We start from the raw sequence: 19,950 nt of genomic DNA, 5'->3' as shown, positions 1-19,950 counted from the left end.
CTAATTGGTATAATTTTTCCGTTATTTTTGTGAAACCAAAAAAATAAAAAAATGGAAACACTCGGTTATTTGGCAGGCATACTCACGACAATTGCCTTTGTACCACAAGTATTACAAATCTATAAAACCAAGTCAGCAAAAGATGTGTCGTTGGCTATGTTTTTGATTTTTACAACAGGTGTATTTATGTGGTTAGTTTATGGAATCAAAGCAAACGCTTTTCCTGTAATTGCGGCAAATGCTTTTACGCTAATTCTTTCGTTAGTGATTTTGTTTTTCAAGTTTAAATACAGAAAAACATCACATTGATAGTTTTTTTCACTGGTTTCGACTTCGCTCAACCACCGAAAAAAACTATTTCTTCTCAATAATCTCGTCAATGACAAAAAACGGACGTTTTTTGACTTCAATATAAATTCGGCTGATATACTCACCAATAATTCCGAGCATTGTCAGCATTACTCCTCCTAAGAAGAACATCCCAACGGCCAAAGATGCCAACCCTGGAGTTTCTTCGGGCGTGTGGCCAAATACTTTAAAACCGAAAAGTCGATGAACCAAGAAGAAAACTCCTATAATAAGTGACGGAATGGCAATTGAAATACCCAAATAAGTAGAAAGACGAAGCGGGAAACTCGAAAACCCGAAAAGCCCATCGAGAGCCAATTGTACTAATTTCTTGAAAGTATATTTTACTTCGCCAGCGGCACGCTCGGCACGCTCATACGTTACTCCTATTTGCTTGAAACCTGCATACGCCCGCATACCACGTATGAAGCGAATTTGCTCGGGCATATCATGCACCAATACATTCACAACTTTTCTGTCCATTACGCAGAAATCGCCCGAATCAAGTGGAATTTCAATATCTGAAATGGCTGCCATGATTCTGTAAAAGCTCGAATAGGCCAATTTTTTGAAAAAACCTTCTTTACGTTTCGTTCTTACAGCATACACAACTTCGTAACCTTCACGCCATTTGTCCAGAAAACGATATAATTCTTCGGGCGGGTCTTGCAAATCACCGTCCATGATGATGATGGCATCGCCTTTAGCTTCTTGTATTCCTGCCGAAATAGCTGGTTGATGACCAAAATTTCTCGAAAGTTTAATAACCCGTACATGAGAATCCTTCTCAGCCATTACTCGCATCATCGTCAATGAACTATCACGTGAGCCATCATCAATCAATACAATTTCGTAATCTTCTTTCCAAGATGGAGCGGCATTGGTCAGGCGAGTATAAAGATTTTGTAGGTTTTCTTCTTCGTTATAAATCGGGATAACAATCGAAATCATTGGTCTGTAAAGTAGGTCGAAGTTCGTTAGTTGTTAAAAATCAACTATTCTTCATTTTTGATGAGTAAAAAACTTTAAGTTACAAAGATATATTTTTTGAAGCAGAAAAAGGAAGAAGAGGGCAAGAAAACAAAAAAGTCTCGCCTAAGGAATAGACAAGACTTTTGTTTTTTGGATGCGTATGATATATAAACGCCGATGTTATATGAAAAGTTTTATGATTGAAAAATTATTCAACTATTTTTCAGAAAATCATTAAAACCCAATTTGCCCCGAAAGAGAAGCCCGTAAGGTATAAATTAAGAGGTGATAAGCCTTATACTTTCAAAAGATTAAAAACTCCACCGTAAAATAAGTATTTAGCCGATTTTGAGCAAAATATTTGGAAACCCCGCTCCCCCCCTGTATATCTTGTGCCACAATTACGTAATTTGCTGCAGAAAACCACGACTTTTACCACCCAACTTTTGCGAGTAGGTAAAGTTTTTTATGACAATGTAATTTTTAAAATCATGAAAAAACGAATGGGCGGCACTCCGCTTTTACCAATGAACATCATCATTCTTTCTGCCTTATTGATAGGCGGTTGTAGGGGCAATGACCCCGTGGCAAAACCTGCCCTAAACACCGATTATAGTATTATTGATGGCGATACCATAAAAACGGTTGTCTTTAAAGACTACAAAATACTAAAAGACAAAGACCCCAACGGCAAAAACTACATAACCGTAGGCGATACCATTGTGCTATACAAAGAACCAAAACTACACACGCCACCCAGCAAAGACCCCGACCTAAGTAAATTAAAAAACAACGACGACCCCGACCTAAAAGGTAAGCCACTACGCTATGTAGCCATTGGTGGTAGCCTAACGGCAGGCGTGCGAGACGGTGGTTATTTTAATGAAGGCATTTTGACCAGCTACCCCAACCTGATAGCCCGACAAATGAAACTCAAAAAATTTGAGCAACCGCTTTTTGATGCTACCGATTATAACGGTTTTGGGCGAAAAGTACAGACTGGTTTTAATCCTACGGGTGGTAAAGTTCCTAAGTTAAATGCTATTTCAAACAATCTTAGTATTACTATTAGTGGAACAGACTTTAACTTTAAAAAAGTCAAAACAGTTGTTGATAATTTCGCTATACCTAATGGAAGGTATCACTCTCAAGGAGTAGAAGGTGCTTTTTATAGAGACCTTAAATACCAAAATGGAATATTGAAGAAATATTCCGAAAGATTTTTGACTAATGGTGCTGGGTCTGAACTACTTAATCAAAAATTTGATATTATGACGTTTGAATTTGGAATAAATGACGTTCTTGATTATATATTAAAAGGCACTGATTATATGCGTTCGTCTGGATTAGAAAATTCATACCTTGAATCTGATTTATGGTTCGACTTGCTGAGTAAGAAAAAAACTCTCGGCATAATTCTTAATGTGCCTGATGTATTAGATTTTCCCTACTTTACACAGATTAGTTATGATGATGTTTTCGGTGGAATTCCAAATGATTATATAGAATCTGATGCTGGTCGAATATTTAAAGATAAGCGAAAAAACTCTACTGATATTATTTTTCTACCCAACAGTAGAGTTGATTCATTATCGAGTGTCAAAGTTCACCCTGCATTAAAAGTGGGATTAGATAATAAAAGCCTTTTACTCGGAAATAATTTTCTAATAAAACAAGAAATTGCTGATATTAGAAATGCACCAATAAAGCTCAACGCAGAACTTGAACGCTATTCAAAAAAAGTAAATTTTCGGATGGTTGATTTATACTCAATGTATAAAAAAATTAATGATGGTTCTTTTGTTACAGATGATGGAGTAAGAGTCAATAGCAAAAACTTTTTTTCTATTGATGGCATCAATCCTACCGCTTTTGGGCAGGCTGTAGTAGCAAATGAGGTTATCAAAACACTCAATCAAAATTATAAATCTGAAATTCCTCTCATAAAAACTTCGGAATACTTAGAAGTTAAATAAAACTCTCATTTTAAATCATTTTGAATATGAAACTTCTGTTCCATCAATGTCTCCCGTAGGCACGTAGGGGACGTTGATGGCATTGGTCTATGTACTGGCAGATAAACGCTAATACCTCAAAAATCATTACTATAATATTTATTGCCAAAGTAAACCTCAAAACTCCGCAAAGTGTACAACTTTATTTGAGCGATATAAAAGGAAATACCATCAAAGAGTATTCATTTGTAGGAGTTGAAGGCATGAATAATTTTGAAATCAATATTCAATATAAAGTTACGATTGAATCTATTTATAACATTCGTTGTCAAGCAGGCATCTGATTCTAAAAGGGTGGTTATTGAAAAATAAAATCGATATAAATCAAAAAAGCCTCTAAAACAGAGGCTTTTTTGATAAAGATAAGATTTATATGAAGTTAAAACCCAATTTGCCCCGAAAGAGACGCTCCGTAAGGTACAGAATCTGCATTTATTCCCATTGCTTTGCAGGCTTCGGCAGCAACTCTGATTGAATTATTGGTGCTGCGTTCATCGGGATAAATATGCACCATATTTGCCAAATAAAGATTTTCGGTAGCGGTTTTGCAATTGGTTACTTTTTCCGAAAAATTCAAATCACAGACCGTTGCGGCAGTATTAGTTTTGAAAACAAAAACATTTTTAATCCATTCTTCCGAAAACTCTGGGTTGATTTTCTTCAATGGTGGAATCATCACGGCTTTGATTTCGTCTTCGGTCATGGTTGCCAAAGATTCGCTCATGGCAAAATAACGAGAAAGATAAACAATGTGCGAGCCGTTGTATTCTTCTTTCGGAATGAAGTTTGTGTGTTCGATTACTCCTCCGAAAGGATAACCTTCGTCAGCAACGTTCATCCAATAAATATGGCTGAAAGATTTTTTCAATTCTAAAATCGTACAAACTGCTCCGAAATATTCAACACCATTGGCATCGAGTGGACAATTCTTGATTTTATCGAAATAAAGCGATGGAATAGTTAAAAGAAACTTCCCGCCATCAATGGTCATATTCTTTGTAATAATGCCTTCTACCTTGCCATTTGCTACCTTAAACTCTTCGATTGGCTCGTTCTTGATTAATTCTACGCCCATTTGTTCTAAACGAGAAATTAGCGTATCCATCAAGGTTTTCCAGCTACCATTGATATAACCGAGGCGTTCGTCGCCACCCTTGCGAGAGTTTAGGCGTTGTGCCATTCGACCAATCATCCAAGCCAATGGAACTTTATTGGCATACGGCCCAAATTTGATATTGAGCATAGGTTTCCATAGAGCATCGGTAATATCATGACCAGCCCAACGATAAAACCAGTCAAGTGTCGGAATTCCTTCGTTTTCTCTCCACTTGGCCATTTTTCCGAGAAAAAGGCTTGTCAGACCAAAACGAACTTTACCGATTAGACCTACGGGCTTAAATTTCAATAAATCAATCGGTGAATTGAAATCGTAGATTTTGCCATTACGAAAAACTCCCATCGTGGTTTTTTTGTAGAAAGCTTTATCCGATATTTTCAAATCTTCGAGCAACCAGCGAAGTTCGGCATCTTGCGTAAAAAAGTGGTGATAATAGTGTTCGAGTTGGTTTCCACCTATTTCAAAAGTATTCAGAAGTCCGCCAAATTTATCGCTTCCTTCAATTACTGTTACTTTTACGCCTTGTTTGGCTGCTATGTAGGCCGCTGCAAGACCCGTCATTCCGCCGCCGATGATTGTTAGTTTTTCCATAAGTCCATTCTCCTTTTACTTTCGGAGTGAATATTTTCTATTGATATTTTCTTTGTTTATACTTGTTCAACAGCGAATAGGATGCGGTCAAGCGTCGGCCGCCGTCGCTACGGTTCGCCCCACGGTTTACTTTATTTCGATGACTTCTTCTTTTAAAACTTTAAATTGGCCATTTTCGAGTTTTCCGATTTGCATATTGAAACTCCCGATTGGTAAATCAGGCTTGGCTACAATCATACTGATGCGATTATTGTAATATCTTTGAGTGGAAAGAAATGTTGTGAATTTATTGGCTTGTGTTTCGAGATAGAAAGCCAAACGATTGGTATTATTGCTGAAAACTGCATAATAACCATCATATCGTTTGTTGGCCGGCACAAAAGCATTATTTATTTCAATCTTGAAAGTATTCGAGCCATTGATTACACTTACCTGCTCGCCTGCATTGGCAGCAATTTGATTTTTGAATAATGCTTGATTCAAATCATCGATTTCGGTAGGAGGCGTGTAGTTTTTGAAATGTACACGACTTATCCACAAAATGTCGTTGACATACTTCATGACTCCCAGTACGAAACCTGCATAGTTATACGGAGGAATTGGAAGTCGTTGATAAGTGTTGATAGGAGCGTGGTCGTCGGGATTTCGGGAATTATCAAAGGCGTAATAGTAATAGCGACCATTGTTTTTCCAGTTCAGAATCGTTGTTCCGAAGAATTTTCTGCGGTTTTCCACATCGTCCCAACTTTCGTAATAGGAGAAGGCACTAAATAGCACCGTAACTATTATCGAAATTTGTAAATATTTCTTCCAGTTTTTGGTTTGAATGACATTATATAAACTCAAATAAACCACCACAAACAAAATCAACGACACCGTTTTATATCTACTTGCAAAAGCCTGTTCAAGTCCTTGACTGGCACGAGAAGCGGCAAAAGCGGCACCGCTCAAACCAACAAATACGAAAGCGGCCAATAGATAAAGGTTGTATTTTGGGTATTTTAAAATAGTCTGGTATAAAGCACTTGTTTTTTCTTTTGTAAGTCCTTTATAATTAGTTAGATACCAAAAATAAATAAAGCTAAAAAATATATATAAAACCCAGCCCAGCATCAAAACTCCAGCTGAAATGGCAACTGTATATTTAAGATTCGTGCTGTAAAACTGAACGGTACTGTCGATAGGTGAGCCGAAAAATGCAAAGATATCTCCAACGATAATATGTGGATATTGCGTGAAATTTATCTTCACATCGGGACGAATACCTGGTTTTTTGAAATCAAAGAAATAGAGTAAAAACGAAAAAAATGTAAAAGCAATAAACTGAAGTTTCTCGCTACGAGTGCGGGCATACAAAACCAAAGGAATGGCCGCAATGAAAGAAAACATTCCGTTTCCGTTCGTAAACATTGCCACAAAAAATAGGATATTGGCTAAGTAAAACGCCCATTTTTGCTTGTAAAACAACAAAAGAGAAAACCCCCAAAGTCCAAAAATGATAACAGTATTGGGTTGAAGAGAAGTTATTGCCCAAAAGATATTTTCGATGGGTTGAGTGTTGAAAATGATAAAGATGATGGGTATTAGATAAGCTAATCTCAGATTGATTTCACGCAAAACTCGGTAGAAAACAAAGGGTAAAATAAGCAAATACGATACTCCCATGAGCATCAAAATCTTATAGTTTACTTCACCGAAAAGATTGTAGCAAAGGAGCGTACTAAGGCGTACGTACAAGATTCGGTGTTCGCACATTTGCGAAAATAGCAAAGTGATTTTTTCAGAGAAAGTCTCTTGTTGCATCCAACTGGCTAAAAAACCTTCGATTCCGTGCCAATCGTCGTTCCAACCGATGTTGAAAGCATTATGAAAAACAAATACATAAAAGCCAATAATTGGCAGTAGTATCAACAAATATGTGATGAGTTTTTTATTCATGCTCGAGAATTGAAACTGGATTTATATTTTTTCGACGGTTTGGATATAGTCCTGAAAGTGTACCGCAGGAAGAAAATTGAAGTTTACACGGTAAGAAAGAACTGTAAAAACTAATATCAATGTGCTAAGAAATGCTTGGCTCAAAATTCCAAAGAATAGGAGTAAACCCCAAATCGGAATATGGTACTCAAAAACAAATACTAATGAAATACCAAAAACAGCAGTCAAAATAAGTAATGAAACCGCTATTAATAATCGAACCGAAACTGTATCGACATAAACAGCTACGGCACTCAAGCCATGAATCACTAATGAGGTATAATTCATTTTTGATTTGCCCGTATATCTTTCGCCACGCTCCAGACCTACTGATTTATACAATAATCGTGAGCGAATAACACCACCTGGGTAATGATTCCAGATATCAGAAATATGTGCTACTTTATCGAGTAGTTTTTGAGGAATGACCGAGTAATTGCCAAAATTAATGACTTTTCCTGTCAAGAAAACAAAAATGTATTTGTAAATTTTATAGAAAATCTTGAAGAAAAAGCTCTCTTTTCGCTTCGTTCGGCGGGCAAAAACTATTTCATTGGCTTTTCCTTTGATGGCTTCTTCTAATAAAATCGGTAGATGTTGGGGTTTATCTTCACCATCCACATCCATAACCACAACCAAATCTTGTTCTGTATTTTTATTTAGGTAAGATACCCCAATAGCAATAGATTTCTGATGACCGAGATTTTTATTAAGATGTATAATCTCAACTGGGTGTCCTGCCAATTTTGTTGCATCAACTTCCAAACTCGAACAGTCGTTTACCACAACAAAGCGATAATCGGCAAATTGAGTAGGAGAAAGTACCTTACGAACATCTTCTACGAGTTTGTAGAGGCAGTCCCAGTCATTAAAAAGAGGTGTAACTATTGCTATTTTCATAAAATACCCTGCCGAATCGTCGGAACTTCCCTTGAAGGGGAACAAAAAATCAATATTTTTGCAAAATTACTAAATATTCGCTTCAAGTGCTTGAATTTGTTTTTCGTAAGACGCCAACGTTTGTTGAATAGTGCTATCGTACTTGAAATCCAACCATTCGTTGATGTCAGTAAACATTTGTTGGCGGTTTCGTAGAAAATACAAATTGGTGGAAGATTGTACATTACTCAAGCCACCACGGTGTTTGCGGTAAACACCCATTGATTCGTTGATATAATGAATCTTACCCGTTGCGGCTAACTGAATCACTAAGGCCCAATCGCCCGCTGCGGCTCGGCTGTGCCATTCTACAAAATCTCGTTCTCGGAAAATATTTCTGTAAAGTGTGGCTGCTGTGGCAATAAACCATCGGTCTTCGAGAATATCAACAATGCTCGACTCAGTTTTTTGGTTTTCGTCATTGAAGAAATGCTCAGGCGAACCATCTTCATAAATTACTCTCATATTGTGGTGACAAATGGCGTAATCTGGATTTGCTTCCATGAAATCTACTTGTTTTTGTAGTTTCAGTGGGTCAGTCCAATAATCATCACCTTCACAAAGTGCCACGTAATCACCTTTGCAGGCTTTCAGAAGCCCTAAAACATTATTTCTACCACCAAACTCTTTTGGTTCTTTTGGCCCTTGGTTTTCTTTATGCAAAAAAGCTTGAAAGATACTCGGGTACTTATCAACATATTCCTGAATAACTTGTTGATTATTATCTGTCGAAGCATCATCGCCGATGACGATTTCAATTTCAAAATCGGTTTGTTGCATCAAAGCCCCATCAAGGGTTTGACGAATATATTTCTCGTGATTATAAGTCGGAACGCAAACGCTTACTTTTGGTGGCATAGTATTTTAAATGTTATAGAATTGTTTCAGGTTGTTATTTTTGTTACAGATTTGTCATAAAAAAACAATTTGCAACAAATACGACACTACAAACTTTTCTTAATGCGATGAGGTAAAAGTGCAAAAAAACTATAAAGGTTACTTAGCCATTTCGGGAAAATATATTCTCTGATAATCTCTCGTTGTATCTCACTGCTTGGTTTGGCCAATCTCAAATAAGTAATTGCCGTTGGCATTTGCTTAAAATATTTTCCCACAAATTGCTTACTATCAAGCATCATTCGGTAGTAGCGAGCAATATTTTTATTGAGTGTTTCGTGAAATTTATAGTCTAATTCTTGGTCGATTCCTCGGTACATTCCTATACGGTTTTGCAAGAACTCAACATCTTTATAACCATCCGTAAAACTCATGCCGCTATTGCGATTTTTTCGGTAAACCGACATCGTTTCGTTGATGTATTTAAACTTTGTGCCACCTTTTCCCAACAAAATATAACGAGGAATATCACCACTTTTTGATTCATGAAACCATTGCGGGTAATGCGTAATCACACCATTGCGGAATAAAATCGCCGAAGTAGCAATAAACCAAACTTCTTCTTCGCCAATAAAATCTTCGACCGTAACGATTTCTTTTTGGTCGGGAGCATTTACGAACTGATTCGGGTGAGAATCATCATCAAAAATAATTTCGGCATTATGAAAACACGCCACAAAATCAGGGTTTTGGTCTAAGAAATCGGCCAATTTTTGAAGTTTTTGGTCGGAAGTCCAATAATCATCACCATCCATCGGGGCAATATATTTTCCTTTGGCTATTGCCAGTGCAGCCAGTGTATTGTTTTTGCCAAAACCACCGAGATTTTTCTCGTGAAGCATCGGTACAATAATGTCAGGATATTTGGCGTAGTATTCTCTAATAATGTCGGCGGTCGAATCGGGCGAGGCATCATCGCCAACAATTACCTCAAATTTAAAGTTGATTTGTTGCGAAAGTATCGAATCGAGGGTTTTGCGAATAAATTTTTCGTGATTATAAGTCAAAACTATTACACTGACTTTTATATCCGAATTTTCGTTTGGAAAAGTATTCAAGGAATTTCTACAATTAACTTATTGACTATAAAAATCTTTCTGTTTGCGAATTTTCACAAAACGGTTGGCAAAATTAAGCCAAAAAGCTCTTCTAATATTAGAAACACGTTAAATATTCTGATAATCAGACATTTTTTTGCTTTTGACTCTACGCTAATCAATAAATCGTCTTATTTTTACATCGAAAAATACAAACAAACTATAAAACCATGCCTGTTACCACTGAAACTTACCCTTGGCTAAAATATTATCCAAAGGGTGTTCCCTACGAAATTAACCCCGACGCCTATCCTTCCATTTTAGAGTTGATGGAAGATGGTTTCAAAAAGTTTAGCCAAAACTCGGCCTACGCTTGTATGGGCAAAGAAATTACTTACAGACAGGTCGATACGCTTTCTCGTAATTTTGCAGCTTATCTTCAAAGTATCGGGATGCAAAAAGGTGACCGTATTGCGATTCAAATGCCAAACGTACTGCAATATCCAGTAGCGATGTTTGGTGCTTTGCGTGCTGGGCTGACGGTCGTGAACACAAATCCGCTTTACACACCACGTGAAATGGAGCATCAGTTTAAAGATTCGGGAGCAAAAGCGATTGTTATTGTGGCAAACTTTGCTTCGAGTCTTGAAAAAATTCTGGGGAATACGTCAATCAAGCACGTTTTTGTGACAGAGTTGGGCGATATGCTTGGCTTTCCTAAGAAACAAATTGTGAATTTTGTTGTGAAGAGTGTCAAGAAAATGGTTCCTGCATATGACTTACCTACGGCACAGTCTTTCATGGATGCCGTGAGCAAAGGTGCAAACCAAACTTGGACAAAGCCAACGATGAATAATTCGGATTTAGCTTTTATCCAATATACAGGCGGAACAACGGGTGTATCGAAAGGTGCAATGCTAACGCACCGAAATATCGTGTCAAATCTCGAAGCTAATAATGTTTGGCAAGGAGTTTTGACTGATAAAATTACCGATGAAAAACCTGTTATAGTGGCTGCTTTGCCGCTGTATCATATTTATGCTCTTACAGTAAATGCCCTCACAGCTCTGAAAACAGGTACGATGAATTTGCTCATCACCAATCCTCGTGATTTGGAGGCTTTCATCAAAGATTTGAAAAAATATCCTCCGCACGTATTCACTGGCGTAAATACTTTATATAATGGTTTATTGAATCACCCTAAAATCGGGGAAGTTGATTTTAGTAAATTAATTATTACTTCGGCGGGTGGAATGGCTCTACAAGGAGTTGTGGCTAATCGTTGGAAAGAATTGACAGGAAATCTCCCAGCCGAAGGCTATGGTTTGTCAGAAACATCACCAGTACTTACTTCAAACCCACTCATTGGCGAAAACCGTGTTGGTACAATCGGAATTCCGTGGCCAAGTACCGAAATCAGAATCTTGAAAGATGATGAAACTTGGGCAGAAGTCGGCGAAGCTGGGGAAATAGTAGCTCATGGCCCACAAGTAATGGCAGGATATTACAACCGTCCAGATGAAACTGCAAAAGTTACATTTGTGGATAGCGAAGGTAAATCTTGGTTCAAAACGGGTGACGTAGGCGTCATGAGTGCCGATGGTTTCTTCAAGATTGTTGATAGAAAGAAAGATATGATTTTGGTTTCGGGCTTTAATGTTTATCCAAACGAAATCGAAGATGTAGTAGCAACTTGCCCAGGAGTTTTGGAGGTGGCATGTATTGGCGTGGCCGACGAAAAATCAACGGAAGCCGTAAAGGTTTTTGTGGTGAAGAAAGACCAAAGCCTAACTGCCGAGCAAGTACAAGCTTATTGCCGAGAAAACCTGACTGGTTATAAATGTCCGAAGCACATAGAATTCCGTACTGAATTGCCAAAGACAAATGTTGGTAAGATTTTACGCAGAAGCCTAAAAGAAGAAGAAATGGCTAAAAAGTAGAAATTGATGGTTTCGACTTCGCTAACCAACAAAAACAAAACGCCCCGAAATACTTGTTTTCGGGGCGTTTGCTATTTTTAAGCTACGAGATTTTAAACATAATTCATCTCATAACTAAATAATCTGTGGACTGTCGAGCGGAACGCCGCCCGCTATTGACTGTGGACTACTTATCTATCAATCGAACCTAAGACCTTTTTCATAAAAGTATTGGCGGCATCTTTTTCGGGCATACCTTCGGCAATCATCTGATGCACTTCGATTGCACCACAAAGATTTGAAATCAATTCGCCAATCACATCAATTTCCTCCGATTTCAGAGCAGGAGCTTCCGAGATATTCTCCAACACCGAAATAGCCGTTTCGATTTCTTCGACCGAGCAAGAACGCTGAATTTGTCTAATTAAGGGTAATTTCATCAATCAAAGCTTTTAATTGTTCTTCTTTATTTGTTTGAACTTGGTTCAATAGTTTTCCACCTTTGAAACCCGCAAATGTTGGTAAGTTATTTACCGCTGCCAGTTTTCTTGAAGCAGGAAATTTCTCGGCATCAACAATCACAAAAGTTGTGTTATTGTTTTCGCCCGAAAGTCTCTTGAACTTTGGTTTCATCAAACGGCAATTTCCACACCATACCGCCGAATATTGTACCATTACCGATTCGTTTTGAGCAATGATATCGGCTAAGTTATCTTCTTGTAATTCGATTAACATGATAATTTTCTTTGGTTAATTAGTTTTGTGATAAATAGCTCGCTACGCCTGCTGGAGTCGCAAACATCGCTGCTTCGCCTTCTTCCCAGTTTGCCGGACAAACTTCGCCGTATTTTTCAACGTGTAATTGTGCATCTAACAAACGTAGGTATTCATCAATATTACGACCCAATGGCAAATCGTTGATTGATTCGTGGCGTACGATACCTTCTTTGTCAATCAAGAATGTTCCACGGAAAGCAATTGGATTTCCAACAAACGACCAAGTGCGAGTTTCGTTATTGAAAACATATTCGCCACCCAAAACTCCGCAGTTCAAAGCAATAGTCTTTGCTGTATCGGCGATAATTGGGTAAGTTACGCCTTGAATTCCACCATGTTCTTTTGGAGTATTCAACCATGCAAGGTGAGTTTCTTCGGTATCAGTTGAGCAACCAATTACTACCGCACCTCTTTTTTCAAACTCTTCTAACTTAGCTTGGAAAGCGTGTAATTCGGTTGGACAAACAAATGTGAAGTCTTTCGGATAAAAGAATAAAATCACGTATTTTTTGCCGATATATTGGTCTAAACTAAAGTTTTCAACGATTTCTTCACCATTGATAACTGCTCCTGCTGATATGTGCGGATATTTTTTTCCTACTAATCCCATTGTATTATTTTTATATTGGTTTATGTAATGTATAAAATTTGAACACAAAAAAATACAATTTGTTCTTTCGAACACATCTATTATTAGAATCTTATAGAAAGTTCTTTTAATAATCCAAAAAGCACAAATGTCATTCTTTGGTTTTACAAAATTCACTAAAATAGGAAGGTGATAATCTAATAATAATACAATTATTGAGGCAGATGTATCTATAAGAAAATTTAACTAAACCGATATTCTGAAACTTATTGGTCATTAGCCATCTTCAATACCCTAAATAAGAAAAGATAAAGCTAAACTATTGGTGAAAAATGGGTTGCAATCTGGATTTGAATAAAAATATCGTACTTAAAACCTCAAAGTAAAGCATAGAAACCAACATCTTTTTAGGATTTTTATCGTTAAGAAAGAATAATTTCATAATTTTGACCGTCTTTTCAAGATAAAAGTGAGTTCTGCCCAAAATCTAAAAAATATACAATGAATATTTTTTCAAAAGTAGTACTTTGTGTTTGTCTATCATTAGCTATTGGTGCTTGTAGCCGCTCGGCAACACCGACTAAAAACACCAATGTAGGCATTGATAATTATGAAGAAGACCTTTCGGCTGTTAGGGTAAAATATGACCCCAAACCAGTAGCAACCGCCCCGAGTGAAAAAGTACCTGTTAAAGAGAAATCGAGCGGAGCTATCGCTCAACTACCACAGCAAGTGAACTCTCAAGTTGATATTGCTCTTGATTCTATTGCTGTCAGAAACAAAAACGTTCGATATTCATCTGGTTATCGAATCCAAGTTTATGTAGGTAATGACCGCCGAGAAGTAGATGAAGCGAAAGTGTTTATTTACCAAAATTTTCCTGAACTCAATACCTATCTTACATTCAGTCAACCAACCTACAAACTCAAAGCGGGCGATTTTACGTCAAGATTAGATGCCGAACGCTATTATTCTTTCATCAAGCAACGCTATTCAATGGCCATGATGGTTCCCGAAAGAATTGACATCAAAAAAAGTATGCAAACAAAATAAATCTTGTGTTTTGAGTTAGGGAATGAGGAGGAAAAACTCAAAACCAATAATCAATTTTCCAGTAACCAGTAACGAAAATATGACAGCTTATGTTTTTCCTGGGCAAGGGGCTCAGTTTAGTGGAATGGGTAAAAACCTTTACGAAAGTTCGGAATCTGCCCGCCAAATGTTTGAAAAAGCCAACGAAATCTTGGGCTTTGATATTACAAAAGTAATGTTTGAAGGAACCGACGAAGAACTCAAACAAACCAATGTAACACAGCCCGCAATATTCTTACATTCAGTAATTTTGGCTTCAACTATCGAAGATTTTAAACCAGATATGGTTGCTGGCCATTCTTTAGGCGAGTTTTCGGCTTTAGTGACTGCTGGAGCATTATCATTTGAAGATGGTCTGAAATTGGTTTCTCAACGTGCAAATGCCATGCAACGTGCGTGTGAGATAAATCCATCGACAATGGCGGCAATTTTAAACTTAGCCGATAATGTAGTAGAAGATATTTGTGCTGGAATCGATGGAGTTGTAGTAGCTGCTAATTATAATTGCCCTGGCCAACTTGTAATTTCGGGAACGGTTGAGGCCGTAACCGAAGCTTGCGAACAATTAAAAGCCGCAGGTGCAAAAAGAGCCTTGATTTTGCCAGTTGGTGGAGCATTCCACTCGCCATTGATGGAGCCAGCTCGTGAAGAATTGGCCGCAGCGATTGAAAGCACTACTTTCTCGACGCCAAGCTGCCCAATTTATCAAAACGTAAATGCACAACCATCAACGGATGTAGCAACTATCAAAGCTAATTTGATTGCACAACTTACTGGACCTGTTCGTTGGACACAATCTGTACAAAATATGGTAGCAGACGGTGCAACAAAATTTGTAGAGTGTGGCCCAGGAAAGGTTTTGCAAGGTTTAGTGAAGAAAATCGCTCCAGAAGCCGAAACAGCAGGCGTTTAAATCCTGTAAACGAATAATCTGTTCATCACATAAAAGAGAAGCCCAACTTGATTTTTCAAGTTGGGCTTCTTTATTTTAGGTAGAGCGATTAAAATCACCAACTATGGGAACAGAGGAATGATTTTTATCAAATGATTTAAATCGTTTTACTCACAATAATTAAAAATTCGCTGTTCCCATAGCCCCCGAATTTATTCGGGGAAGTATATAAATTACGCCTCCAAAGCTACACGAATAGCCTCTTGTGATAAATTGGCAATTTCTTCGCCAGTTTTACCTTTTGGCTCGATTGGCTCAAGGACTGTCCAAGAAAGTTTTGAGAAAGACACTAACGGAAAAAGTCCACTGTTTGGGTCAAATTTATTGTTTCCTTTGATGGCAATCGGCACAACCAACGCATTTGGTGCTTTTTTCAATAAGGCATTGATTCCACCCGCCGCAAAAGGTTTCATCACGCCCGAGCGAGAACGAGTACCTTCGGGAAAGATTACGGCCGAATAATTATTTTCGCCAATATATTTACTCAATCGCAAGATTTCGCTCACGGCTTGTTTACCATCTTTACGGTCGATGAGAGCCGCATTACTTTTATGAAGATTATATGAAATACTCGGAATTCCTTTTGCCAACTCAATTTTCGATACAAAAATGGGTTGGTATTTACGCAGATACCAATAGATGGCAGGAATATCAAATGTGCTTTGGTGATTAGCAATGAAAACGATTGGTCGGTCGGTTGGTAGCGAGAACTTTTGTGTAAACTTCATGCTTGTACCCGTCAGATACCAGCCAAGAGTAATCAATAAATTTAACACGTAGACAACTTTCTGCTGGGCATTTCGGCCAAAAATAGTAAAAGCTATCACTTGAAGTACGTGAAACACGACTAATAATAGGCCAAAATAGACCAAATAAACCGAACTCAGAATGTAATCAATAATCTTTTTCATGCCACAAAAATACGTAAAAAGCACATAGTTTGCAGAAAAAGTGTAATAATCTGCGTTTTTTTCTAAAATTAGAAGTACCTTGCACCGTTGTTGAAACTAAACTTTACATTTCAGATACTAATATGGAATTATCCAATTTGCGATTAGAGGTAATGAAGTTTGTCGGACAAAAGATTGATTATTTTGTTGATGAATTTCTGAAACCTATCGACACTAACTGGCAGCCAACTGATTTTTTGCCTGATTCAAGAAATGAAGACTTTTTGATTCAAGTAAAAGAACTCAGAGAAACAGCCAAAGACTTGCCCTACGATTATATTGCGGTTTTGATTGGCGATACAATTACCGAAGAGGCACTTCCAACTTACGAGTCATGGTTGATTGATGTTGTGGGAGTTGACCAAGTAGATGAACCAAATGGCTGGGCTAAATGGGTACGTGCTTGGACTGCCGAAGAAAACCGTCATGGAGATTTATTGAATAAATTTTTGTATTTATCGGGTCGTGTGAATATGCGTGCTATGGAAACTTCAACCCAATATCTGATTGCCGATGGCTTTGATATTGGTACAGGTCGTGACCCATACCGAAACTTTGTTTATACTTCTTTCCAAGAATTAGCAACTAATATTTCGCACCGAAATACCGCAAAATTGGCAAAAGAGTACGGAAACACACCTTTAGCAAAAATTTGTGGTGTAATTGCGGCCGACGAAATGCGTCATGCGAAAGCTTACAAAACGTTTATCAGCCATATCTTTGAAGTTGACCCATCAGAAATGATGTTGGCTTTTGAAGATATGATGAAAAAGAAAATTGTGATGCCTGCTCACTTCTTACGTGAGACTGGAATCAATATGGGACAAACATTCTCTCATTTTTCGGATGCAGCTCAGCGTTTGGGAGTTTATACAACTTACGATTACATCGAAATCATGGAGTCGTTGTTGAAAGACTGGAAAATTGAGGGTATTCAGAATTTGAATGATGCTGGCGAAAAAGCTCGTGATTATCTAATGGCTCTGCCAAGCAGATTAAGAAGAGTAGCCGAACGCACGAAAATACCAAACATCGAATACCAATTTAGCTGGATTTCGTAAACAGTATTTTTGAGCAATAAAATTAAAGCCCTTTCAAATTTCAACTTGAAAGGGCTTTGTTTTTTACAAGATGTATTCTGTCTCGCAAATCAATCCATTGACTCTCAGATTCTTGCAACTTCTCTTGAATGATTTGTAACGAAATCTTTCCATATAAAAAATCGAGTAAATCATCATCACCCACCAAAAGTTCGATGGCTGTTTTTTCAGAACCAAACTCGTATTTCCCTTTTCGCCATAAATCTTCTTTTATTTGGGCTAACTCTCTGATAATACTCAACGAATGCAGTAAACTATGATAATTTTGGTCATTGAGTAAATGAAGCTGAAAACCCGTACAAACTTCACCCGTAAACTTATGGAAGGTCGGTATGAATTTTAAGGGCCTTAAAACAGCTTTAGTTGACCAATCTTTATTGATTTTATCGCATACATGGCTAATCTCTTGCCAAGAAAAATCGGGCGAGCCAATTATCTCGAAAGGTCGAGTTGTGCCTCTTCCTTCGCTCAGCGTTGTTCCTTCAAACAAACACTGTCCTGCATAAATCAAAGGCGTAATTTGATTGGGAATATTAGGTGATGGATTAATGCTGACGGGGTTTATGGTCGTGTCAGTATAATCTTCAATCACGCAAATATTGAGTTTGCTATTAAGTTTTTCTTGAAAATAGAAGCATAACTCGGCTATACTCATACCGTGCCGATGCGGCAATCCTTCCAAACCAATAAAAGATGCGTATTTTGCAGAAATTGGCGTGCCTTCTACTTGTCGGCCAGCAGGATTTGGGCGATTTAACACAAAAATATAAGGAGAAAGATTGTGCTTAACGAGACTTTCAAACAAATAGAAAATAGTACTCGTAAAAGTAAAATATCGACACCCAACATCTTGAATATCAATTACTATGGCATCTAAGTCGGTTAAATGAGCAACTTCGGGTGCGAGTGACTTTTCGTTATGCTGATACAGCGAAACAACCTCAACACCTTGCAAGTCAAGCGATTCGTAAACGTTCGTTTCATCAAGTTTCTCTTGGTCTTGGAGTTCACCAAAAAGGCCATGTTCTGGCACAAAAAGACGTTTTAGTGTCTTTTTCTCACTCAAAATCCGAAACAAATATTGCTGCGAAACAAAATCAAACGAAACCTGATTGCACAATAAGCTAAGTTGCTGCATTTGAGCAAAACGACTATCTTGTATTAAATTACGTATCAGGTTTTTCAATGCCGCTTATTTTTGATTTTTCTTGTCTTGGCAAAATTTATTCCAAAGTGCTGTTCCTTTGGCTTGTTGCATATTTTTGAGTTGCTGTAAATCTACACACATTTTCTGAACGTCTTTTGTGAGAGCATAAACCGCTGCACGAGCGTAGTAAGCATCAATATTTAGTGGGTCTAAAGCAATACTCTTTGTAAGTTCTTTGATTGCCAATGTGTATTTTTTTGCTTCTACATAGATATTTCCTTGCATCAAATAATAATTCGACTCATTTTCATCAATCGTATCTTTTTTTGCGATACTCTCGCCGCTTTTTAGGCTCATTTTTTCGCTCCAACCCATATCAAAACCCATATTGATTTCAGTATTTATAGGTTTTCCGTCCCATACGGCAGGTTTCCATTTTCCTGCGGTTGATTTAATGGCTTTTATTAACTGCTTGTTATAATTTTCGTGGGTACTTTCTAAGACCTCGATTCCCTTAACCTCACCTTGTTTGGTAATAATGAATCGGGTATAAAAATTACCCGCTTTGTATTCGGGAAAAAAGAAGTTATCGGAAATAAACTGAGAAGCCGACCTATCGGCATCCATAAAAAATGGTTCAAGATAATTATGCTTAGAAACATAAATAGTATCTTGACCTTTTGTTCGATACGTTTGGGGCGTAAAACCTAAATTATGAAAACGAGCAGGAATAAAAGAGAACCTCAAGGCTTTCGACTGACTGACCGAGTCTAAATTAATCGCTCGAAAGACAAGTTTTATATCATCTAAGCGTTCAATCTTGAAAGCAATGTCTTTTCCAAAATACAACGTGTCGTTTTTAACTTTGTACGTACTTTCGCCTGTTTTGCCGTTGATAGTTACTCGAAAAGAATCGTTAGGCATGAAAGTATAGCGTAACTGCATATTCCGAATATCGTCTTTCAGAATTGGGCTGCCATCATAGAGCGAAATATTATCTTTGACCCACTCATCAATAATTTTTTGTTTAAATGTCTGAGCAAAGATTTGTGTAGAGATGAATAGAAAGGTTAGTATTTTGTACATTGTATAGATAGTTATTGGGCGACAATTTAGTGAAAATTATAAAACAAAAAAAAGTGAAGATTTGATAACTTTCTAAAAGCTCTACAAATCTTTTGCATATATCAATCACAAAATGCCTAAAAACAAAAAAAGGCTTACTTTTTCAAGTAAACCTTTTTCTTGGGGAGGTAGCGGAACACGCTGTTCGGGACACGCAGTCATAGGGCTCGAAGCGTACCGTCGCACCGTCCACGACCCACGGTACCTAAAAATGCCTAAAAACGAAAAAAGGCTTACTTTTTCAAGTAAACCTTTTCTGGGGAGGTAGATGGGGCTCGAACCCACGACCCTCGGTACCACAAACCGATGCTCTAACCGACTGAGCTACAACCTCCATATTGTAAGTTCTAATTCACAAACCGATGCTCTAACTGACCGGCAAACGTTTTGTGAGCTACAACCTCCG

20 protein-coding genes and 1 tRNA gene are annotated in these 19,950 nt (G+C 37.7%); 8 read left to right on the top strand and 13 right to left on the bottom strand.

What is annotated here, in order from left to right:
• The first annotated feature begins 51 nt into the window (after positions 1–51).
• Entirely contained in the window at positions 52–309 is a 258-nt protein-coding gene (locus IEX65_RS16455) for an SWEET family sugar transporter (protein WP_188767410.1), read from the top strand.
• 45 nt (positions 310–354) lie between these two features.
• Here the strand turns inward: IEX65_RS16455 and IEX65_RS16450 are convergent, their stop codons facing one another.
• A complete protein-coding gene (locus IEX65_RS16450) occupies positions 355–1,299 on the bottom strand; it encodes a glycosyltransferase family 2 protein (RefSeq protein WP_188767408.1) in 945 nt (314 codons plus the stop codon).
• A gap of 512 nt (positions 1,300–1,811) precedes the next feature.
• On the opposite strand from IEX65_RS16450, the gene IEX65_RS16445 reads away from it, so the two are divergent.
• Positions 1,812–3,296 carry an SGNH/GDSL hydrolase family protein gene (locus tag IEX65_RS16445; RefSeq protein ID WP_188767406.1) on the top strand — a complete coding sequence of 495 codons (1,485 nt, stop codon included), beginning with the start codon at positions 1,812–1,814 and terminating at the stop codon, positions 3,294–3,296.
• Positions 3,297–3,385: 89 nt separating this feature from the next.
• Positions 3,386–3,619: a hypothetical protein gene (locus tag IEX65_RS16440; protein WP_188767405.1), complete on the top strand. Its 234-nt coding sequence runs from the start codon at positions 3,386–3,388 to the stop codon at positions 3,617–3,619.
• Between the two features lie 95 nt (positions 3,620–3,714).
• Here the strand turns inward: IEX65_RS16440 and IEX65_RS16435 are convergent, their stop codons facing one another.
• From IEX65_RS16435 to IEX65_RS16415, 5 genes are all read right to left on the bottom strand, one after another.
• On the bottom strand, positions 3,715–5,043 hold the full coding sequence (locus IEX65_RS16435) for an NAD(P)/FAD-dependent oxidoreductase (RefSeq protein WP_188767403.1): 1,329 nt from the start codon (positions 5,041–5,043) through the stop codon (positions 3,715–3,717).
• Between the two features lie 126 nt (positions 5,044–5,169).
• Complete coding sequence (locus IEX65_RS16430) at positions 5,170–6,981, bottom strand: hypothetical protein (RefSeq protein WP_188767401.1); 1,812 nt, start codon at positions 6,979–6,981, stop codon at positions 5,170–5,172.
• 21 nt (positions 6,982–7,002) lie between these two features.
• Positions 7,003–7,920 (bottom strand): glycosyltransferase, encoded by a 918-nt coding sequence (locus IEX65_RS16425; RefSeq protein ID WP_188767399.1) that lies wholly within the window; start codon positions 7,918–7,920, stop codon positions 7,003–7,005.
• Between the two features lie 69 nt (positions 7,921–7,989).
• Positions 7,990–8,817, bottom strand: a complete 828-nt coding sequence (locus IEX65_RS16420; RefSeq protein ID WP_188767397.1) for a glycosyltransferase — start codon at positions 8,815–8,817, stop codon at positions 7,990–7,992.
• Between the two features lie 86 nt (positions 8,818–8,903).
• On the bottom strand, positions 8,904–9,914 hold the full coding sequence (locus tag IEX65_RS16415; protein ID WP_229250719.1) for a glycosyltransferase family 2 protein: 1,011 nt from the start codon (positions 9,912–9,914) through the stop codon (positions 8,904–8,906).
• Positions 9,915–10,123: 209 nt separating this feature from the next.
• On the opposite strand from IEX65_RS16415, the gene IEX65_RS16410 reads away from it, so the two are divergent.
• Complete coding sequence (locus IEX65_RS16410; protein WP_188767395.1) at positions 10,124–11,833, top strand: AMP-binding protein; 1,710 nt, start codon at positions 10,124–10,126, stop codon at positions 11,831–11,833.
• A gap of 170 nt (positions 11,834–12,003) precedes the next feature.
• On the opposite strand, the gene IEX65_RS16405 is transcribed toward IEX65_RS16410, so the two are convergent.
• Genes IEX65_RS16405 through IEX65_RS16395 form a run of 3 tightly spaced genes read right to left on the bottom strand, consistent with a single transcriptional unit; the run spans position 12,004 to position 13,199 of the window.
• Positions 12,004–12,252, bottom strand: coding sequence for a DUF6952 family protein (locus IEX65_RS16405; protein ID WP_188767393.1), 249 nt, complete (start codon positions 12,250–12,252; stop codon positions 12,004–12,006).
• Positions 12,233–12,547 (bottom strand): thioredoxin family protein, encoded by a 315-nt coding sequence (locus tag IEX65_RS16400; protein WP_188767391.1) that lies wholly within the window; start codon positions 12,545–12,547, stop codon positions 12,233–12,235. Before IEX65_RS16400 ends, IEX65_RS16405 begins: the two co-directional genes overlap by 20 nt.
• 19 nt (positions 12,548–12,566) lie before the next feature.
• Complete coding sequence (locus tag IEX65_RS16395) at positions 12,567–13,199, bottom strand: peroxiredoxin (RefSeq protein ID WP_188767389.1); 633 nt, start codon at positions 13,197–13,199, stop codon at positions 12,567–12,569.
• A 480-nt stretch (positions 13,200–13,679) separates the two neighbouring features.
• Between IEX65_RS16395 and IEX65_RS16390 the strand changes: the two genes are divergently transcribed.
• Positions 13,680–14,231, top strand: a complete 552-nt coding sequence (locus IEX65_RS16390) for an SPOR domain-containing protein (protein ID WP_188767387.1) — start codon at positions 13,680–13,682, stop codon at positions 14,229–14,231.
• Positions 14,232–14,310: 79 nt separating this feature from the next.
• Positions 14,311–15,183 (top strand): ACP S-malonyltransferase, encoded by an 873-nt coding sequence (gene fabD / locus IEX65_RS16385; protein ID WP_188767385.1) that lies wholly within the window; start codon positions 14,311–14,313, stop codon positions 15,181–15,183.
• A gap of 212 nt (positions 15,184–15,395) precedes the next feature.
• Here the strand turns inward: fabD and IEX65_RS16380 are convergent, their stop codons facing one another.
• Positions 15,396–16,133: a lysophospholipid acyltransferase family protein gene (locus IEX65_RS16380; protein WP_188767383.1), complete on the bottom strand. Its 738-nt coding sequence runs from the start codon at positions 16,131–16,133 to the stop codon at positions 15,396–15,398.
• A gap of 122 nt (positions 16,134–16,255) precedes the next feature.
• Between IEX65_RS16380 and IEX65_RS16375 the strand changes: the two genes are divergently transcribed.
• Positions 16,256–17,233, top strand: a complete 978-nt coding sequence (locus IEX65_RS16375) for an acyl-ACP desaturase (RefSeq protein WP_188767382.1) — start codon at positions 16,256–16,258, stop codon at positions 17,231–17,233.
• Between the two features lie 40 nt (positions 17,234–17,273).
• Here the strand turns inward: IEX65_RS16375 and IEX65_RS16370 are convergent, their stop codons facing one another.
• Positions 17,274–18,458, bottom strand: coding sequence for a DUF1343 domain-containing protein (locus tag IEX65_RS16370; protein ID WP_188767381.1), 1,185 nt, complete (start codon positions 18,456–18,458; stop codon positions 17,274–17,276).
• Positions 18,459–18,464: 6 nt separating this feature from the next.
• Positions 18,465–19,505 (bottom strand): tetratricopeptide repeat protein, encoded by a 1,041-nt coding sequence (locus IEX65_RS16365; RefSeq protein WP_188767380.1) that lies wholly within the window; start codon positions 19,503–19,505, stop codon positions 18,465–18,467.
• Positions 19,506–19,617: 112 nt separating this feature from the next.
• Between IEX65_RS16365 and IEX65_RS16360 the strand changes: the two genes are divergently transcribed.
• Entirely contained in the window at positions 19,618–19,812 is a 195-nt protein-coding gene (locus tag IEX65_RS16360; protein ID WP_188767379.1) for a hypothetical protein, read from the top strand.
• Here IEX65_RS16360 and IEX65_RS16355 read toward each other — a convergent pair.
• A tRNA-His gene (locus IEX65_RS16355) sits at positions 19,802–19,878 on the bottom strand. The genes IEX65_RS16360 and IEX65_RS16355 overlap by 11 nt on opposite strands.
• Between the last annotated feature and the right edge of the window lie 72 nt (positions 19,879–19,950).

Source organism: Emticicia aquatilis (genome assembly GCF_014644295.1).
Taxonomy (GTDB): Bacteria; Bacteroidota; Bacteroidia; order Cytophagales; family Spirosomataceae; genus Emticicia; species Emticicia aquatilis.
This window is presented reverse-complemented; position numbering and strand designations above follow the sequence as displayed.

What these genes read in the sequence shown, in the direction of transcription:
- fabD (WP_188767385.1), top strand. Translation starts at nt 14,311, where the DNA reads ATGACAGCTTATGTTTTTCCTGGGCAAGGGGCTCAGTTTAGTGGAATG.
- IEX65_RS16380 (WP_188767383.1), bottom strand. Translation starts at nt 16,133, where the DNA reads ATGAAAAAGATTATTGATTACATTCTGAGTTCGGTTTATTTGGTCTAT.
- IEX65_RS16405 (WP_188767393.1), bottom strand. Translation starts at nt 12,252, where the DNA reads ATGAAATTACCCTTAATTAGACAAATTCAGCGTTCTTGCTCGGTCGAA.
- IEX65_RS16455 (WP_188767410.1), top strand. Translation starts at nt 52, where the DNA reads ATGGAAACACTCGGTTATTTGGCAGGCATACTCACGACAATTGCCTTT.
- IEX65_RS16400 (WP_188767391.1), bottom strand. Translation starts at nt 12,547, where the DNA reads ATGTTAATCGAATTACAAGAAGATAACTTAGCCGATATCATTGCTCAA.
- IEX65_RS16435 (WP_188767403.1), bottom strand. Translation starts at nt 5,043, where the DNA reads ATGGAAAAACTAACAATCATCGGCGGCGGAATGACGGGTCTTGCAGCG.
- IEX65_RS16450 (WP_188767408.1), bottom strand. Translation starts at nt 1,299, where the DNA reads ATGATTTCGATTGTTATCCCGATTTATAACGAAGAAGAAAACCTACAA.
- IEX65_RS16425 (WP_188767399.1), bottom strand. Translation starts at nt 7,920, where the DNA reads ATGAAAATAGCAATAGTTACACCTCTTTTTAATGACTGGGACTGCCTC.
- IEX65_RS16390 (WP_188767387.1), top strand. Translation starts at nt 13,680, where the DNA reads ATGAATATTTTTTCAAAAGTAGTACTTTGTGTTTGTCTATCATTAGCT.
- IEX65_RS16360 (WP_188767379.1), top strand. Translation starts at nt 19,618, where the DNA reads ATGCCTAAAAACAAAAAAAGGCTTACTTTTTCAAGTAAACCTTTTTCT.
- IEX65_RS16410 (WP_188767395.1), top strand. Translation starts at nt 10,124, where the DNA reads ATGCCTGTTACCACTGAAACTTACCCTTGGCTAAAATATTATCCAAAG.
- IEX65_RS16365 (WP_188767380.1), bottom strand. Translation starts at nt 19,505, where the DNA reads ATGTACAAAATACTAACCTTTCTATTCATCTCTACACAAATCTTTGCT.
- IEX65_RS16375 (WP_188767382.1), top strand. Translation starts at nt 16,256, where the DNA reads ATGGAATTATCCAATTTGCGATTAGAGGTAATGAAGTTTGTCGGACAA.
- IEX65_RS16445 (WP_188767406.1), top strand. Translation starts at nt 1,812, where the DNA reads ATGAAAAAACGAATGGGCGGCACTCCGCTTTTACCAATGAACATCATC.
- IEX65_RS16440 (WP_188767405.1), top strand. Translation starts at nt 3,386, where the DNA reads ATGTACTGGCAGATAAACGCTAATACCTCAAAAATCATTACTATAATA.
- IEX65_RS16395 (WP_188767389.1), bottom strand. Translation starts at nt 13,199, where the DNA reads ATGGGATTAGTAGGAAAAAAATATCCGCACATATCAGCAGGAGCAGTT.
- IEX65_RS16430 (WP_188767401.1), bottom strand. Translation starts at nt 6,981, where the DNA reads ATGAATAAAAAACTCATCACATATTTGTTGATACTACTGCCAATTATT.
- IEX65_RS16420 (WP_188767397.1), bottom strand. Translation starts at nt 8,817, where the DNA reads ATGCCACCAAAAGTAAGCGTTTGCGTTCCGACTTATAATCACGAGAAA.